Annotated in this window: 12 protein-coding genes; 9 read left to right on the top strand and 3 right to left on the bottom strand. The window is 71.4% G+C overall.

The window, feature by feature from the left end; genetic code table 11:
- Window positions 1-2: 2 nt before the first annotated feature.
- The 7 genes from eccCa (at window position 3) to AVW11_RS08440 (ending at window position 10,371) form a co-directional block, all read left to right on the top strand.
- Window positions 3-3,977, top strand: a complete 3,975-nt coding sequence (gene eccCa, locus AVW11_RS08470; protein ID WP_076043673.1) for a type VII secretion protein EccCa — start codon at window positions 3-5, stop codon at window positions 3,975-3,977.
- Window positions 3,978-3,993: 16 nt separating this feature from the next.
- Window positions 3,994-5,412 carry a DUF6177 family protein gene (locus tag AVW11_RS08465; RefSeq protein ID WP_076043672.1) on the top strand — a complete coding sequence of 473 codons (1,419 nt, stop codon included), beginning with the start codon at window positions 3,994-3,996 and terminating at the stop codon, window positions 5,410-5,412.
- A gap of 131 nt (window positions 5,413-5,543) precedes the next feature.
- Window positions 5,544-5,876: a hypothetical protein gene (locus tag AVW11_RS08460; RefSeq protein WP_030845914.1), complete on the top strand. Its 333-nt coding sequence runs from the start codon at window positions 5,544-5,546 to the stop codon at window positions 5,874-5,876.
- A 61-nt stretch (window positions 5,877-5,937) separates the two neighbouring features.
- The gene (locus AVW11_RS08455) at window positions 5,938-6,252 is read left to right on the top strand and encodes a pore-forming ESAT-6 family protein (RefSeq protein ID WP_030845909.1); all 315 of its coding nucleotides are present in this window, start codon (window positions 5,938-5,940) and stop codon (window positions 6,250-6,252) included.
- 56 nt (window positions 6,253-6,308) lie between these two features.
- On the top strand, window positions 6,309-6,737 hold the full coding sequence (locus AVW11_RS08450) for a DUF6507 family protein (protein WP_030845906.1): 429 nt from the start codon (window positions 6,309-6,311) through the stop codon (window positions 6,735-6,737).
- Window positions 6,734-9,511: a hypothetical protein gene (locus AVW11_RS08445; protein ID WP_076043671.1), complete on the top strand. Its 2,778-nt coding sequence runs from the start codon at window positions 6,734-6,736 to the stop codon at window positions 9,509-9,511. The genes AVW11_RS08450 and AVW11_RS08445 overlap by 4 nt, the downstream gene beginning before the upstream one ends.
- Entirely contained in the window at window positions 9,511-10,371 is an 861-nt protein-coding gene (locus AVW11_RS08440) for an immunity 49 family protein (protein WP_225884896.1), read from the top strand. Before AVW11_RS08445 ends, AVW11_RS08440 begins: the two co-directional genes overlap by 1 nt.
- Before the next feature lie 80 nt (window positions 10,372-10,451).
- Here AVW11_RS08440 and AVW11_RS08435 read toward each other — a convergent pair whose 3' ends face one another.
- The 3 genes from AVW11_RS08435 to AVW11_RS08425 form a co-directional block, all read right to left on the bottom strand.
- Window positions 10,452-11,120, bottom strand: a complete 669-nt coding sequence (locus AVW11_RS08435) for a DUF5825 family protein (protein WP_076043670.1) — start codon at window positions 11,118-11,120, stop codon at window positions 10,452-10,454.
- On the bottom strand, window positions 11,120-13,033 hold the full coding sequence (locus AVW11_RS08430) for a RiPP maturation radical SAM C-methyltransferase (protein WP_051700198.1): 1,914 nt from the start codon (window positions 13,031-13,033) through the stop codon (window positions 11,120-11,122). The genes AVW11_RS08435 and AVW11_RS08430 overlap by 1 nt, the downstream gene beginning before the upstream one ends.
- A 163-nt stretch (window positions 13,034-13,196) precedes the next feature.
- Window positions 13,197-16,325, bottom strand: a complete 3,129-nt coding sequence (locus tag AVW11_RS08425; RefSeq protein ID WP_158076122.1) for an AfsR/SARP family transcriptional regulator — start codon at window positions 16,323-16,325, stop codon at window positions 13,197-13,199.
- Between the two features lie 171 nt (window positions 16,326-16,496).
- Here AVW11_RS08425 and AVW11_RS37345 point away from each other — a divergent pair, with 171 nt between their 5' ends.
- Together AVW11_RS37345 and AVW11_RS08415 are read left to right on the top strand one after the other, a co-directional pair.
- Window positions 16,497-16,706 (top strand): hypothetical protein, encoded by a 210-nt coding sequence (locus AVW11_RS37345; RefSeq protein WP_076043669.1) that lies wholly within the window; start codon window positions 16,497-16,499, stop codon window positions 16,704-16,706.
- Window positions 16,707-16,759: 53 nt separating this feature from the next.
- Entirely contained in the window at window positions 16,760-18,097 is a 1,338-nt protein-coding gene (locus AVW11_RS08415; RefSeq protein WP_076043668.1) for a SidA/IucD/PvdA family monooxygenase, read from the top strand.

The raw sequence follows: 18,097 nt of genomic DNA, 5'->3' as shown, positions 1-18,097 counted from the left end.
CGATGAGTACCCGACTGATCCACCGCCCGGCGCGGACCGTCAGGCCGCCGGCGCCCCCCGAGGCGCGCACCATCGAGGCACCGCCCAACCTCCCCGAGGGGAAGGCGGGCAGCATCGCGATGTCGCTGCTTCCCGTGGCCGGCGTCATGTCGTCCGTCGTGATGATGACGGTCGTCCGCAACAGCCAGTTCGCCGCGCTCGGCGCCCTCATCCTCGTCGTCACCATCGTCGGCTCGATCGCGCTCGTCTTCTCCCAGCGCGGCAAGGCCCAGCGCACCCGCCGCACCCAGCGCGAGGCCTACCTCGCCTACCTGGAGGACCTGCGCGAGGAGCTCTCCGCCGAGGAACGCGAACGCGGCGAGCACGCCGACGTGCTGAACCCGCCGCCCCACGCCCTGTACGACATCGTCCGCGACCCGGCCCGGCTGTGGGAACGGCGCCGCACCGACGGCGACTTCCTGCGCGTGCGCGTCGGCACCGGCGAGATGCCCGTCCGCGACCTGCAGATCGGCCAGCAGGGCTCCACGGTCCTCACCCCGCCCGACCGGTTCATGCTGAACGAGGCCTCGGCGCTCACCGCCCGCTTCCGCAACGGCACCGAGCTGCCGCTCACCGTGCCGCTGGACCGCGTCGGCAACATCAGCGTCATCGGCCCCCGCGAGGACTGCCTGCGCGTCGCACGCGCCCTGATGGTCCAGGCCGCCGCCCTGCACGCCCCCGACGACGTGGCGATCGCACTGGCCGCACCCGGCGACCGGCTCCCCGACTGGGAGTGGGCCAAGTGGATGCCGCACCTCCTGGACACCGAGCAGCTCGACGGCCCCGTCGCCGCCCGCCGCATCGCCCCCTCCGCCGACCAGCTCGCCCGGCAGATCGGCCCGGAGCTGCGCCGCCGCGCCTCCTACGCCGCCGAGGTGCGCCGGGGGCTGTCCGGCAAGGACGCCCTGTCCATGACGTCCCGACTGCTCGTCGTGGCCGACGGGCACGGTGCGGACGCCGTCGAACTGCCGCGCCCGGACGACGCGGTCGGCCTTCGCGAGATGGGCGTCACCGTCCTCCACCTGCTCGAACAGCGCATCCAGGAACCCGGCCACGTCGGCGTGCGGATCACCGTGGACGGCGACCGGGTGCTCATCGAGGACCTGCGCCAGGACGAGCCCATCAGCGCCCACGGCACCGTGGACGAGGTCGGCATCCCCTTCGCCGAAGGCCTGGCCCGGATGCTCGCCCCGCTGCGCCTGTCCGCCGAGTCCCTCATCGACGCCCCGCTGTCCGGGCCCGTCGACTTCGCCGACCTGCTCGGCATCGACGACGTCGCCCGCCTGGACCTCGCGAGCCTGTGGGCCCCGCGCGGCGAACGGGCCTTCCTGCGCGTGCCCATCGGCATCAGCGACGCCCGCGAGCCCGTGCTGCTCGATCTGAAGGAGTCCTCCGAGCTGGGCATGGGCCCGCACGGCCTGTGCGTCGGCGCGACCGGTTCCGGAAAGTCCGAGCTGCTGCGCACCCTCGTCCTCGCCCTGGTGGCCACGCACCCGCCGGAGGACCTCGCCCTGGTCCTCGTCGACTACAAGGGCGGTGCGACCTTCGCGCCGTTCGCCGACCTCCCGCACGTCGCCGGCGTCATCACCAACCTGGAGAACCAGGCCGGTCTCGTCGAGCGCGTCCACGCCTCCCTCGCCGGCGAGGTCAAGCGCCGCCAGCAGGTCCTCAAGGACGCCGGCAACGTCGCCGACATCGGTGACTACGCCGCCCTGCGCGCCGACCGCCGGCCCGACCTGGACCCGCTCCCGCACCTGTTCGTCGTCATCGACGAGTTCGGTGAACTGCTGACCGCCAAGCCCGACTTCATCGACCTGTTCCTGTCCATCGGGCGCATCGGCCGGTCCATCGGCGTGCACCTGCTGCTCTCCAGCCAGCGCATCGAGGGCGGCAAGCTCAAGGGCCTGGACACCTACCTGTCGTACCGTCTGGGCCTGCGCACCTTCTCCGCCGACGAGTCCCGCACCGTCCTGGACACCACCGACGCGTTCCACCTCCCGCCGCTGCCCGGATTCGGCTACCTCAAGGTCGACACCAGCCACTACGAGCGCTTCAAGGCGAGCTACGTCTCCGGCGCCTACCGGGGTCCCGTCCAGCGCTCCGCGGACGAGGACAGCGGCCCGCTCGCCCTGGAGTACGGGGCCTTCAACTCCCTGTCCGAGCCGGAGAAGACGGGCGGCCAGGAACCCTCGGCGCGCCGCCGCGAGACCGGCCCCACCGAGATGGGCGTCATCGTCGACCAGCTGCAGCACGCCGCCGGACCGGTGCGCCGCATCTGGCTGCCCCCGCTGCCCGACGCGGTCGCCCTGGACTCCGTCGCCGGCCCCCTCGACGTGGGGGTGCGCGGCATGCAGCTCACCGCGCGCCGCGACCGGCTCGTGGTGCCGCTCGGCCTGCTCGACGACCCGACGAAGCAGTGGCAGGGCCGGTGGTACCTCGACCTCACCGTCGCGGGCGGCCACGTCGCCGTCATCGGCGGCCCGCAGTCCGGCAAGACCACTCTGCTGCGGACCCTGGTCCTCTCGCTCGCCCTGACCCACACCCCGCAGGAGGTCGGGGTCTACGGCCTCGACCTGGTCGGCGGCGGCCTCCAGGCCCTGTCCGGGCTGCCGCACGTGGGCGGGGTCGCGGGACGCGCCGACCGCGAGCGGGCGGCCCGCACCGTCGAAGAGGTACGCACCATGCTCGCCCTGCGCGAGGACCTCTTCCGCGAGCACGGCATCGACTCCGTCGAGCAGCTGCGCACCCTGCACGCGGCCGGCCGGCTGCCGCAGCTGGCCTCCGCCGAGATCGTCCTGGTCATCGACGGGTTCGGGGCGCTGCGCGACGACTTCGAGGAGCTCGACGACGCCGTCGTCGACATCCTCAAGCGCGGCGGCGGCTACGGCATCCACGTCGTCGCGGGCATGCTCCGCTGGAACGACGTCCGCATCGCCACCCAGTCGAACTTCGGCACCCGTGTCGAGCTGCGCCTCAACGACCCCAGCGAGTCCAGCATCGAGCGCAAGCTCGCCGAGACGCTCTCGCCGGACGAGCCGGGCCGCGTCCTGACCGACGGCAAGCTCTTCGCGCAGGTGGCGCTGCCCCGCACGGACGGGCTCACCGACACCTCGGAGCTGGGCGCCGTACTGGAACGCACGGCCCGCACGATCCGGGCCACCTGGAGCGGCGACGCCGCCCAGCCGGTGCGGGTGCTCCCGCACGTGCTGGAACCGCACCTGCTGCCGGGCCCGGTCGCCGAGCCGAAGCGGGTGCCGATCGGCCTCGACCAGACCGCGCTGGCGCCCGTACTCCTCGACCTGTTCCACCACGACCAGCACCTGCTGGTCATGGGCGACAGCGAGTGCGGCAAGACGAACCTCCTCAAGACCATCGCCGGCGGCCTCATCGAGCGCCACGGCGAGGACGAACTCGTCTTCGCGATCATGGACCCGCGGCGCAGCCTGCGCGGAGTGGTCCCGGAGGAGTTCAACGGCGGCTACGCCTACAACGCCAAGATGTGCGCCGGGCTGGCCGCGGGCATCGCCACCGAGCTGGAACGGCGGATGCCCGACGACAGCGCCCCGCTGGAGGACCTGGAGCCGGGCAGCTGGGGCGGCGGCCCGCGGATCGTGGTCCTCGTCGACGACTACGACGTGCTGACCACCGCGGGACAGTCACCGCTGGCCCCGTTCGTCCCGTACATCCCCTCGGCGGCGGACATCGGCCTGCACTTCGTGCTGACCCGCCGCGTGGCGGGCGCTTCGCGCGGCATGTACGAGCCGCTCGTGCAGGGCCTGCGCGAATCGGGTGCCTCGGCGGTCGTCATGGCCGGCGACCGGAGCGAGGGCCAGCTGTTCCCCGGGGTGTACGCCGCCCAGCACCCGGCCGGCCGCGGCGTCCTGGTGCGCCGCGGCCAGTCCAACCGCCTGATCCAGACCGTGTACGCAGCCGAGTGAAGGGCCGCAGGACCACATGACCAAGGACGTCGTCGCACTGACTCAGCAGATGCCCTCCCCTTGGGCGGTGCTCGCGGGCCTCCTCGCCGGGGGCCCCGACAAGCTGGTGGACACGGCCGGCGAGGGTGCGGTGGTCCAACTCTGCGACGAGCAGGGGCGGCCCCTGGTCTCGGTCGAGGCGCCCTTGCTGGTGCAGGTCGAGGGGGAGGCGGAGCGGCTGCTCGGGGCCACCCCGCCGCGGGTGCCCTACTGGTGGACCGAGGCCCGCGCCACCACCGGCGTGCCCGAGGCGGAACGCCTCGCGGGCGCCTTCGCGGCCCGCCTGGCCTCGCTCTCCTCGGGGAGCGCCTGGCCGCCGGAGGCCGCGCGGTCGGTGGCGGTGGTGGAGAGCGACGGGATCAGCGTGGCGCCGACGCCGGCGGCGGCGCAGCCCGCCGTCGACGTGCTCACCCCGAACGTCGCCGTGGTCATCATGGACCGCCCGGTCGTCGCGATGACGGCCTGGCTGTCCGACGCCTTCCGGGCCGCCGCCGCGGCCGAGCGCGGCCTGCAGATCGTCACCCCGCCCGGGACGGTGCTGTCCCCCGCGGTGCTGGCCAACATGCCCGACTGGCCCTCGCGTTGGGTCGTGCAGGACCAGCGGGAGGGCTACTACGACGGCCTCTCGGGCGCGGTGCTGCGCTGGCAGGAGGGCATGTTCGCCACGGTCGTCGCGCCGGACGCCACCGAGGACGACCCGAGGACCGCGGTGGCCGCCTCGTACCAGGAGGTCCGGGAGACGCCGCAGCGGCAGCTGGCCCTCACCTTCCGCACCATCCACCCCGCGGACGACCGGCTGGTCCTCGGCGGTGCCCTGGAGACGGTGTGGCGCGAGCTGACCGGCGCCCCTCCGGCGGGCTGGGGCACGGCCGAGCCCGCCAACCTGCCCTGGTCGCCGGGCCGGCTGACGGACGTCGCGTTCACACGGGCCCCCGAGCCGACCTGGTTCGTGGTCGTGGGCGGCCGGGAGCGGCCCGGTCTTGCGACGGTGCGGATCAGCCGCACGAAGGCGGGGGTCGAGGAGACCGTGACGATGGCGCTCGGCTACGGCGAGGGCGAGCAGCCGCCCCTGGACGCCCTGCCCCGGGTCGCGGAGGCCCTCGTCACCCGCCACCGCCTGCAGTCGATGCTCGTACAGCTCCGCAAAGCCCGCCGTGACCTGCTGGTACCGCCGCGCTTCGAGGGGCCGGGGGTGCCGCTGGCCTTCGTCCTGGGCTCGGAGGAGGTCCGGGGCATGCCCGACGACCGGGCCCGGCACACGCCGCTGGCCGCGCAGCCGGTGCGGCTGGGCCCCAAGTCCCGTCCGGCGTACTACTACCCGCTGCCGGGCGATCCGTCGGACCTGGCGGGGTGGGCCGACTTCGAGCGGCTGATGGGCCATCTGAAGGGTTCGTGAAGATGGCCTGGCGGTTTGTCATGGGTCGGTCACAACTGTCTCGTTGCTGGTTGCAGGTGCGATGTATGTTGATAGAACTGGTCATACCGATGACCGGTTGACGTCCTTTCGGGAGTGCGGGGGAGTCTGGGATGAAGTTCGACATGGGGACTCAGGTTCTGACGAACCTGATGTCGGGGTCGCGTAACTCGAACACCGACCTGGGTGCGCTGGTGAAGCAGCTGGTGGTGGCGGCGCAGCCGCTGGAGGGCAAGTTCCAGGGGCAGGGCAAGGTGGCGTTCGACTCGTTCAAGCTGCGTGCGGACGGGATCGCCAAGGAGCTGAACGCCTCGCTGGCGGCGATCCTGGGCGGCCAGTCGGGCATGGAGCAGGCGTTCGGGTCGGGTGACCAGGAGCAGGGCGAGAACGCACGGCAGACGCAGGGCTCGGCGAACTTCGACGCGGCCCGCTTCCGCGGCCGCTAGGCCCACCGGGTCTGGCGGGTCTTCCTTTCGGGTCTTCTTCTTCACGGGGAGTGTGGTTGTCATGGGTACGGGTGGGACGGACCGTCGCGCGTACGACGTGGGTGCCTCGACGGAGGTGCAGGGCGGCATCAAGGCGGTGATCGGCCAGCTGGAGCAGGTGATCGCGGCGCGTGAGGCACAGGTGGCCGCGGCGATGTCGGACTTCGCGGCGGACGGCGTGGCGGATGACTACCACGCCAAGGAACTGCGGTGGAAGAACGCCTCCCAGGAGGTCAAGAACATCATCCAGCTGCTGAACACGACGCTGGAGAAGAACGACACGACCGCGCGCCAGACGCTCCAGCGGGCGAAGGCCGCGGTCGACAACATCGGCTGAGCGGGATCGCTTCAGCGGGTCGGTAGGAGAGTCGGGGACACGGGGGTAGTACGTCCATGACGTCGTGGGACATCAAGCCGCAAGGTGTACAGGGCCACTTGAAGACCGTCGGCGGGAACGCCGGCGAGCTGGAGAAGGCGTTGAACGCGCTGCTCACAGCCATGTCGGAGGCGGCCCAGGCCGCGGGGACGGCCGTCCCCGGCTCGCAGGCGGAAACCAAACTGCAGGGCCCGGTGGCTCCCGGGCAGCCGCCGCTGAGCCAGAAGGCGATGGGGCCGGTCGCGGCCGCGCTGGGCGAGTACCTGACGGCCCGCAAGCCGGAGTTCAAGTCGATGGCCGAGCGGATCGAGGCGTGCATCCTCGGCGCGGTGGCGGCGACGAACGAGTACCTGGAAGGCGACCTGGAGCAGGCCAAGGCCGCCCAGGACGCCGCGAAGTCCGTGAACCTCGACATCCTGCGTGAGAAGACCGGGGGCAAGAAGTGAGCGGGGACGCGCCGGTCGATCCGGCCGAGGTGCCGGTGTTCACCGGGAATCTCGCGGTGCTCGACGAGAAGGTGAAGGCGATCTCGTCGGGCGGGGCCGCGGTCTCGACGAAGGCCTCGGACGTCCACACCAGCTTCGGCGGCCTCCAGGCCTTCTACCAGGCGCCGGAGGCCGACCAGCTGTTCGCGACGACGAAGCCGGTCTCGGACCTGGGCCTGAAGCTCAGCTCCGACATGTGCACGATCGCGGGCGCGCTGGGCACGTACTCGCGTGACGCGGCACCGGTCGTCAAGAAGCTGGAGAACCTGAAGGCGGAGGCGGCGGCGTTCCGCACGAAGGTTTCGAAGGAGGACAAGTGGCGTGAGGACGGCGACCTGATCGACGAGAACCTCGAACGCCGCAACAAGATCGCCGAGGTGTGGGCGGAGTTCCAGGAAGTGGAACGGGCCGCCCACGCCAAGATCGTCGCGCTGGTCGGGGGCAAGCCCCTGCGGGTCAACGACGGCTCCAACGCCAAGGACATGTACGGCTACGACGCCGAGGCGATGAAGCAGGCCAAGTCCCTGCCCTGGGGCGACGCGGTCGAGGAGTCCATCCCGGCGTGGCAGGTGTGGGAGCACGCCTGGGAGTTCGGCAAGGGCATCGTCGTCGACGGCGTGTGGGGCACCCTCAAGGGCCTCGGCGGCCTGGTCGGCCTCCAGGGCTGGGACGTGTTCAAGCAGTCCTGGACCGGCCTGGCCAAGCTGGGCACCGGCCTGGCGATCCTGTCGATCCCCGGCGCCGGACCGTTGTTCCTGTCCGCGCCGGACGACAAGCTGCCCTCGTGGCTGCGGGACTCCCGTACGGCGATGAAGGAGACCGGCAAGGCGCTGCTGGCCTGGGACCAGTGGGGCTCCAACCCGTCCCGCGCGGCGGGCGCGGTCACCTTCAACGTCGTGACCACGATCTTCACGGGTGGCGCGGGCGGCGCCGCCGCCGGCGCGGGCAAGGCCGGCGCGGTCGCCAAGACCCTGTCCTTCGCGGGCAAGGCCGGGCACGCGATCGACCCGATGACGTACATCTTCAAGGGCGCGGGCGCGGGCTTCTCGAAGATCGGCGACGTGATGGCGGGCCTGAAGGGCATGGGCAACGTCGAGGTCCCGAACATCAACCTCGACGGCGCGGTCGCCCTCCCCGAAGGAGCGATCCACCTCCCCGACGGCGCGATCCACCTCCCGCCGGGCGCCGTCGTCCCGGACGGCGCCACCAAACTCCCCGACGGCAACATCAAGCTGCCCGAGGGCACCACGACGTTCCCGCCGGGCACGGTCAAGCTGCCGGTGGACGGCCCGGCGCAGTTCATGGACCCCAAGGGCAACATCTACGAGGCGGACGGCTCACTCTCCCAGGCCGGCAAGGACTCCCCGAAGGAGCAGGCCGCAAACGTCCCCCGCGTCGAAACACCGAAGGTCGACACCCCGGCCACGGTCAGGGTCCCGGAACTCGAACTCGCCGGGGTCGGCGGCCGCGGCGGCGACGACGCCATCCGCCTCGGCTCCGACATCTCCGACCCGCTCCACACGCTGGACAACGGCCCGCGCGGCGTCGACAACACCCCGGGCGGCCACGCCCCGGACAACATGCCGCGCAACGACCTCAACCCCCCGTCCCGCGGCGGCGACACCCCGTCCCCGACGGGTGCCACCCACGCGGACACCCCCTCCACGGCCGGCACCCACGCGGACGGCCCGGGCACCGGAGCCACCCACGGCGACGGCCCGGGCGGCACGGGCGGCCCGCGCCCGGACACTCTGGGCACGGGCAACAGCCTCCCGGACGCACCCGGCACGGGCGGCGTCGACGACGCGACCCGTGCCGGCGACGACACCGGCCCGTACCAGCCGGGTGACCTGCGCTACGGCGAGGGCAGCACCGAGTGGGTCCAGCGGACGCCCGAGCAGGCGAAGTACTGGCACGACGAGCACGTTCGGCTGGCCAACGAGGACGAGGCCTGGCGACTGCAGCACTACGAAGCCACGCGCGGCCACCGGCTCGACGCCGACCGGATCGTCGACGGACAGCGCCTGCCCAAGCTGACGGAGGGAACCGACCCGAAGTGGCTGGCGACCGACGACCTGCCCTCCGCGGACCGCGAGTACTACCGCCTCCCCTCCAAGCCGGTGGATGTGGCCTCCGTGCAGACGCACGTCAGCCCGAAGCTCGACGAGCTGGCCGGCACCCACCAGAAGTACCTGGACCTCGGTGACGCACAACGGGCGTACGACAAGTCCAAGACCGCCGAGAACCTGGCGAAGCTCGAAGCCGCCAAGGACGCCATGGGTGATGTCCCCAACAACACCAAGGTCGGCGAAAATCTCGGTGAAGGCGCGGCAAGACTGCACGTCGTTCCGGCCGAGTTCACCAATCCGCAATGGATCGATCTCATGGACACCGGCCACGGTGCGCGGAGATTCGACCAGCTGTACCGCCTCGACAACGGCACGGGGGACTTCCTCATCGTCGAGGCCAAGGCACCCGGTGGAGAGCTGGCCTGGCGCCAGGGTGCAGGCCCCCACGCCAACATGAAGGTCAAGCAGGGCACGATCGAGTACGTCCGCACGATCCTTGAGGAAATGAAGGCTCGAGGCGGCACGGACAAGAAGATCGCAGATCAGATGATCCCGGCCCTCCGTAGGCAGAAGGTCCAATATGTGATGGTTCAAGCCAACAAACACACCGGGACTTATGCTGGGGCCGAACTCAGTTACTTCGATCTCTACCGAGGAGGACGCTAGTGGCGGTCTCTGTTCCGCGTCATGAATTCCTCCGCGATGACCTTCCGGGGCGTGACCCCGTACTCAGCGACGGCGTCGTGTGGGCGCTGGAAGACCTGCGGGAGGCGCCCGAAGCCATCGCCGACGCCATGTCCGACGCTCTGCTCCTCGCCCAGGAGCGGAGTGTGCCGGACCCGGCGGCAGGATGGCTGGAGACATGGGAGGCGTGGGTGGTCGCCATGCAGTCCGGTTCGGCGATGTTCGCCGCTGCGGCCACGGCCTCCGAGAGCGTCGACTGCCTCATCCACCACGAGATGCGCTCTCTCCCGGCCACCGGGCCGCGGTCCTGGGTGAACACCGGTTCCTGGATCAACGTCTTCTTCTTGTCGGTGATCTGCCGCGACAAGGCACGGCTGGACGCGCTCTGCGAGATCCCGCCGAGCCTGCTGCAGGCATCCGGGGCCGAGTTCGACCCCTATATCCACCCCTGGTCGGAGACGCTCCGTTCGTACTGGCTGAGCCGGCCGGACCTCGGCGACCACCTTCTCCAGGCCGCAGAGGGACTGGCTCCACTGGCTGCTCCGATCTCCGGACCCGAGATGACCACGAAGATCCTGTGGCCCGTCGTGGACCTCTTCCACCGTTTCGTCACCGGCGATCACGAACAGTTCAACCGCTCCCTGGTCAACGCCCTCACGCTGCACAAGCAGTACTGGACCGCGGACGAAGGCCTCGCGCGCGACGCCCGTGGGCTCGTCGCAGTCGGCCCGCTCGCCATGGCCTGCCTCGCCTACGACGCGGGTTTCCCTGTCGACGTGGAGTCCGACTACCTGCCCAAGCACCTGCTGAAGCGCACGTGGGTGGGCGAGTTCGCCACCTGACCGTTCGGGGCGGGGTGACCGGCCCGGCTCTGGTTTCGCTCGACCGCTCTGAGCCGCCGGGGCGTGTCGGCTCCGGCCGGTCAGACCCGGAAGGGCGGCTGCGGCCAGCGGTGGGGGCGGTGGGGGGCCCACCACCAGAGGTCGCCGACCGCGAGCAGGAGGGACTCCGCCGCGAGATCGCCGCGGACGGAGGGGCTGACGCCGTCGGCCGACGGGTCGGCCCGGACCGCCTCGACGGCGGCGAGGTACTCCGGTTCGTCGATCACGATCCGGTTCAGCACACCGGGCCGGTGGTCGCGGATCTCCAGGAAGCCCGGCCCCTTCCGGACGAGGCACTTGCCCAGGAAGAAGCCCTCGGCCCAGACCGACCGGAGCTCGGCCGCGTCGGCCGGCCCCTCGACCCGCGACGGCGGGTACAGGTGGCTGAGCGTGTACGCGGACGGGCCGCCCGGGCACGCTCCGGCGTCGGGCAGCCGTACGCGCCAGTCGACGACGACGCCCCAGGCGGTCAGCTCCCGGACCAGGTCCAGGATTCGTACGGCGCTGGTCGGTTCGGCGGTGGCGGACAGATCGACCAGGGCGCTGAACTCGGCCCTGCGCACGCCCGTGCGGTACAGCTCGCGAGCGGTGTGCGCCGCGTCCACGGAGGCGTCGCAGACGGTGACGCTGCCGAGGTGCATGCCGGGGAGCGTCCGCGCGTGGTCCCGGTAGTCACGCCAGAGGTCGATCACCGGCTTGCGGGCCGCCATCACAGGGTGTCCTCGGGGCCGGGGCCGGCGGCCCGCGCGAAGTCCCGGGTCAGGTCCGGGGCGCAGCCGCCGAGGCGGGTCAGCTCCGCGTTGGTGCCCAGCGGCACGACGTGGACGTACCGGTCGGCGTCCTCGTAGAGCAGCCCGTCCTGGCTCCACTGCGCGAGCAGTTCGCCCACGCGGGCCGGGGAGACGCTGGTGGGGAATCTGGCGCGGAGCCGGTGGGTCAGCGACTGCACGCTCCGCGGGTCCTCCAGCAGCCGGAACGCGGACACCTCGACCGGGTCCGTGATGCTCCTCGTCGTCCAGTCGAAGTCCTCCCGCCGGTTGTTCAACACGATTCTCGATCCGATGTCGTAGCGGGTGAGGCTGCTGTGCAGGTGCTGGTCGCGCCACCGCTCGACGGCGGCGCCGAGCTGCTTGGCGAGGGTTTCGCCGATGCCGGCGTGCGGGGCGTCGAAGAGGTAGGCCAGGTCGTACAGCTCCGTCTCCGGCAGGTCGTACACGACGGCATAGTGCGCGGCCGGCCGCAGCGGGGAGAAGCCCAGTTCCGGGCGGTCGAAGTAGGGGCTGAACCGCTCGATCTCGATGCGGGTGACGCCGTCGGGCGGGGTGAGGTGGGTGAGGGCGGGCAACTGCCGGATCACCTCGGTGTAGTCGCTCTCCCTCTCGCCGGGGAAGCCGTAGAGGTAGTTCCACGTGGCCCAGAGGCCGGCCGACTGGGCGTCCCGCAGGTGGCGCACGTTCTGGCAGCCGGTGACGCCCTTGTCCATCAGGCGCAGGACCCTGCTGCTGAGGCTCTCGATACCGGGCTGCACCTGGACGAGGCCGGCATCGGCGAGCGTCTGCAGCTGGCGGTGGCGGAGGTTGGACTTGATCTCGTAGTGGAAGCGGAGGTCGTGGCCCGCCTCGATCAGGGCGGGCATCACGCTGCGCAGGTAGCCCATGTCGAGGATGTTGTCCACGACGAGGACGTCGAGCACCTGGTGCAGCCGGGCCTGTTCCACGATCTCGCTCACGAACGCCTCGGGGGCCTTGCTGCGGAAGGCCATCGACGATCCGTTGAGCCCGCAGAACGTGCAGTGGTGCTTCTCGCCCCACCAACATCCGCGCGAGCCCTCCAGCACCAGCTTCGGCTCGATCCTGGAGCGGGCCGCCGACTGCTGCACCCGGGCGAAGTAGGGCCGGTAGTCGGGCTGCTTCAACTCGCCGGGCGGCAGGGGGAAGCGGGACATCGCGTTCGCCCGGTGCGCGCCGTCGTCCCCGCGCCAGCACAGCCCCGGGATCGTCCCCGGCTCCACCTCGCCGCGGACCGCGTCGAGCAGCAGGGGAAACGCCCGCTCGGCCTCGCCGCGCACGACGTAGTCGACGGCGGGGAAGTTGCGGTGCAGCGCCTCCCCCTGCGGTCCGTCGCAGTTGGCGCCGCCGAGCACCGTGGCGGTGCCCGGCGACAGCCTTTTGACCGCCGCGGCCGTGGCCAGGGCGGCGGTGTTCTGCTGGAACGTGGTGGTGAACCCCACCAGGTCCGGACGGGTGTCGGCGATCTTCACGGCCAGTTCCTCGACGAACCGGGCGGACGCCTCGTGCAGGGCCAGGCACACGGCCCGCAGGTGCGGGTTGAGGCCCGACGCCATCCGGTCCTCGAACTCCCGCACCCGCCAGGCCGGCACGCCGTGGAGGGCACCGGAGAACACCCAGTCCCCGTAGCCTTCGAAGTACGCGTGACTGGCGAAGAACTCGTAGTCCTCGACCCGCAGTCCGATCGCTTCCGCCGCCCAGTCGTAGAAGTCCAGGTTGGCGTTCACCGTCTCCACGTCCGCCCGGTGGGAGCGGCCGATGGAATGCAGGATCCCCAGTGCGAGGGACGGCGTGTCCAAGGAAGCCCACGGCATGTTCACCAGAGTCACACGCATGTGCCGAGCAGCCCTCCGGTCGGTCTCAGAGTCCTTCCGCCGCAAGAGTCCTGCGCACGCCGATGACGTCCGTGCCCGATCTCTTGCTCTCCGCCATCTCGCGTGGGTCGACGTGGATGGTGGTCTTCTTCACTTCGATCGCCGTCCGTTTCCGTTTCCGTGGTCAATGGAGCGGTTGCAGAACCGGAACTCTAGACAGGGTCACTACCGGATTCCTTCCGGTCACCCTGCGTGAGACCTGGGCGAGGATCGACTCGATCCGGTGGGCGGGTGCCCGTGCGCCGACGCAGGCGGACAGTTCGGCGAGTTCCCTGCGCAGGACCCGGCCCGCCGCCGGGTCCCCGGCGTCCAGGGCCCGGCAGAGCAGCTCGACGGCGGAGAGCAGCACGTGGTGGACGGGCTCCGTGCCCAGCCACCGGATGGACTGGGCCAGCCGGTCGACGGCCCGGTCGATGTGGCCGTCGGCGAGTTCGAGGGAGGCGAGCACGTAGAAGAGCTCGCCCATGCCGAACTCCAGGTTCATGTCCCGCAGGACGGCGTGCCCCTCCTCGATGAACCGCCGGGCGGACGGGTCGCGCAGCTCCAGCAGGCTCAGGCCCAGGGTGAGTCCGCTGAACGCCTCGTAGGGGCGGTCGCCCAGCTCGTGGAACGCCGCGAGGGCCGTCTCCGCCTTCTCCCGCGCCTCCTGGAGCTCCCCGCGGTGGCGCAGTACGACGGCCCAGTGCCGCAGCGCGAGGGCTTCCTCACGCCGGTTCCCGGCCAGCCGGCTGAGCCGGACCGCCTCCTTGAAGGCGGCCGACGACAGCTCCCAGCTCCGCTGCTCGTAACGGATCGTGCCCAACTCGCGGGCGGCCAGCGCCTGCGCGAGCCCGCTGGAGGAGGCCTGCGCGGACTCGGCGGCCCGTGTCACCTCGGCGAGGGCGGGCTCCAGCCTGCCCAGCGCCCGCAGCGCGCCGGCACGGATCACCCGGCACTCGCTCTCCAGGGCGGCGAGGCCCAGCTCCTCGAAGACGGCGACCGCCCGGTCGGCGAGTTCCAGGCCGGCCTCGGGGTCCCTGCGGATGCACCGCAGGCCGGCCAGCCGCAGGGACATGACGCCGACACCGACGGTGTCGGCGTCGGCCTCGGCCGCCGCCAGGGCGAGGCGGTGGCTGGCCTCCCAGTCGTCGTAGAGGTGGCGCAGCTCCAGGAAGTCGGTGGTGCTGTCGGCCAGTTCCCAGGCGATCCGGCCGAATCCGTTCGAGCAGGCCATCGCGACCGCGGACGCCAGGGCAGGGCGCTCGGCCTCGAACCAGAGATAGGGGTCCTCGACGATGTAGTCGACGTCGGAGCGGTCGAAGCCGTCGTAGCGGTGCGCCGCGCCCCGCTCCGCCGCCGGCCACTCCCGCGACCGCGCGCCGGTGATGCGCTGCGCCGCCGTGGTGGACAGGGTGAGCCACCCGTCCAGCACCCTGGAGAGCGCTTCCCGGCACTGCGCGGGCGAGTACTCGGCCTGGGCGCGCTCCTTGGCGTAGAGGCGGACCAGGTTGTGGTAGCGGTAGCGGGTCTGCCCGGCGGCGTCGCATCCGACGACGTCGAGGAGCTGGGTGCTGACGAGTTCCTCGATCAGGTCCTCGGCCTCGTCGATGGTGATGCGCAACAACGGGGCGAGTAACCAGGACGCGAAGTCCGGTGTGTCGATCAGCCCCAGCAGGCAGAACGCCTCCCGCTCACGCGGCTCCAGCTCCTGGTAGCCGGTCGCGAGCGTGGCCCGCACCTCGAGGTCGCCGGAGACCAGCACGTCCAGCCGCCGCCGTTCGTCGGCGAGGCGGCGGGCGAACCGGGTGATGCCGCCCTGGGAGTGCTGGGCGAGCCGCGCCGCCGCGATCCGGACGGCCAGGGGCAGATAGCCGCACAGCCGGGCGACCTCCGCCGTCGTGGCCTCGTCGCCGGCGACGCGGTGCCGTCCGGCGATCCGTTCGATCAGGGCCCCGGACTCCTCCGCGTTGAACACGTCGAGGTCGACGTGCGTGGCGGACTCCAGTCCGGCGAGCCGGGGCCGGCTGGTGATCAGCACGACGCAGCCGGGTGAGCCGGGGAGCAGCGGTCTCACCTGCGCCTCGCTGACGGCGTCGTCGAGCAGGATGAGCATGCGGGACGAGGCGGTGCGACTGCGGAAGAGCTCGCTGCACTCCTCCAGGTCGTCCGGTATGCCCTCCTCCCCGACGCCGAGGGCGCGCAGGAACCGCTTGAGCGCCACCAGCGGGTCCAGCGGCCGGGCGTCGGCGGTGCGCAGGCGTATGTACAGCTGGCCGTCGGGGAACTGCTCGGCCACGCGGCGCGCGGCCTGCACCGCGAGGGTGGATTTGCCGACCCCGCCCTTGCCCGAGAGGGCGACGAGCGCCAGTGATTCCTTGTCGCCCGTCGTCAGCGTCTCGCGGATGCGGCCGACCTGCTCGGCGCGTCCGGTGAAGTCGGCTATCGACGGCGGGAGTTGGGCGGGAACGACCTGGGCGATGGGAGACCAGACCCGCTCGGGCGCCTCCTCGGAGGCGGGGGTCTTGCGGGGCAGGTCGAGGCCGGGACCGCCGACCAGGATCGCCTCGTGGAGCCGTTGGAGCTCGCCCCCCGGCTCCAGGCCCAGCTCCTCGGCGATCAGGGTGCGCCCGGCCTGGTAGACCGCCAGGGCGTCGGCCACCCGGCCGCAGCGGTACAGGGCCAGCATCAGCTGGCCGCGCAGCCGTTCCCGCAGCGGCTGCTCACCGACGAGCGCCTTGAGCTCGCTGACGAGTTCGCCGTGGCGGCCCAGGGCCAGCTCCGCCTCGATGCGCTCCATGACGACGCCGATCCGGCGCTCCTCCAGCGCCGGCGACTCGGTCCGGATCAGCTCCTCCGTGCCGTCGGCCAGTGGCTCCCCCCGCCACTGGGCGAGGCCGGCGCAGTACGCCTCCACCGCGTCGAGTCGGCGGTCCTGCCCGAGCGCGGCCCGCGCGTCCGCGACGGCCTGGTCGAAGGTCCTCAGGTCGAACCGGTGCTCACCGAGCTGGAGGCGGTAGCCGTTGCCCGACCGGATGATCAACTCCGGCCCGAACTCGCCGCGCAGCTGGGACACGCACTTCTGGATCTGGGCCACGGCGGTCGGCGGCGGCGATTCCCCCCACAGGATCGCGACGAGTCGTTCCACGGGGACGACGTGGTCGGAGCGGAGCAGCAGCGCGGCCAGCACCGATCTCGTCTTGCGCCCGTTGAGCCTGACTGCGAGTCCGTCGCGCCATGCAGTGATCGGCCCGAGAACACGGAACTCGAATGTCACGCAGCCCCCTCCTGATCCCGTCCGCCCCATGCGGATACGGGACTCCCACCCCCACCTGATGACCTGCGGTTCTGGACGATACCGCACGGTCGGAAGCCTGGCGGAAGCCAACCGGTAGCGGTCAGTGAAAAGCTCATTACATCTCGGACGGCGACGGAAGCTGCAGTTCAAATGACCAGAAATGCGGACACCGATCGATCGGCCGGGGACACCGCCGACCCCGCGTCGGCAAGCGACCTCACCGGCCCGGACGCCGCGCAGTGGGCGGTCCCGCACGCAGCGGGGACCCTCAGCGACGGCGCGTTCTTCGCCGGCCGTCATGCGGCCGGGCCGTACTCCGACGGCGCTTGCGCGGATGTGCAGGCGGTCTCCCGTCCGTGAATCAGCCGGCATGCCGTCGGCATGCCTGTGCAACTCAACTTTGGAGATTCAGCGTGCACGATGCATATGACGTCCTCTGTGTGGGATACGGACCCGCGAACGTCGCCGTCGCCGTCGCGTTCGAGGAGCTGTGGCCGCAGGCCCGGGTGAAGTTCCTGGAACGCGAGCCCGGCCCGTACTGGCAGCGCGCCATGCTCCTGGACGGCTCGGACATCCAGAACAATCCGCTGCGCGACCTGGTGACGCCGCGCAACCCGCGCAGCCGCTACACCTTCACCAACTTCCTGCACGAGCAGGGCCGTCTCTTCAAACACCTCAACCTTCCCTCCCACTATCCGCTGCGCAAGGAGTACGCGCGCTACGTCCAGTGGGTCGCCGAGACCGTGCAGGCCGACGTGGACTACGGCCGCGAGGTCACCGGCATCAAGATGGCGGCGTCCGTCGACGGCCCCCTGGTCGAGGTCACCGTCGCCGACGGCACCACCTACCACGGGCGTTCCGTCGTCGTGGCCCCGGGCCGCACCCCGAACGTGCCCGCCGTCTTCGGCGACGTGCCGGCCCCGCATCTCTTCCACACATCCCAGTTCCTTCCCAACGTCGCCGATCTGGAGCGGGACTTCGACGGCACGCTCGCCGTGGTCGGGGCCAGCCAGAGCGCGGTCGAGGTGGTGCTCGACCTGATCGGGCGCTTCCCCGCCGCCCGCATCGTCAACGTCATGACCGGCTTCGGCTACCGGCTCAAGGACACCAGCCCGTTCTCCGAGGAGGTCTACTTCCCGGAGTTCGTCGAGTACTACTTCCACGCCACGGAGGAGGGCAAGAAGCGGCTGCGCGACCAGCTGCGGCCCACCAACTACTCCGCCGCCGACGCGGACGTGGTCAGCGCCCTGTACATGCGCATGTACGAGGACGAGCTCGACGGGCGCGAGCGGATCCGGCTCGCCACCAACCGCCGCATCGAGTCCGTGGAGCGCACCGCCGAGGGTGTGGCCCTGGACGTCACCGAGCACATCACCGGTGAGCGCGAGCGGATCCACGCCGACCGGGTGGTCCTGGCCACCGGCTACCTGGACCTGGGCATCACCGGCCGCACCGAGCAGCTCCCGCCGCTGCTCCGGGACCTGGCGGACGTCCTCGGCGTCACCGACGACCAGCCGCTGTCCGTCGGCTACGACTACGGCGTCGTCCCGCACCCGGCCTTCGAGCGGGAGGTGCCGCCGATCTTCGTCAACGGGCTGTGCGAGTCCACGCACGGGCTCGGCGACGCGGGCTCCTTCAGCCTGCTGGCGCTGCGCTCCCAGGCCATCGTGGAAAGCCTCGAACGGCGCCTGGTCGCCGAGCAGGGGACCGCCGACCTCGTCGCCGCCCAGGCGGCCGGCTCCGAGATCTGA

It is taken from the genome of Streptomyces amritsarensis (genome assembly GCF_001953875.1).
Lineage (GTDB): Bacteria > Actinomycetota > Actinomycetes > Streptomycetales > Streptomycetaceae > Streptomyces > Streptomyces amritsarensis.
The sequence above is the reverse complement of the archived record's forward strand: the minus strand, read 5'-3'. Positions and strand labels throughout refer to the sequence as shown.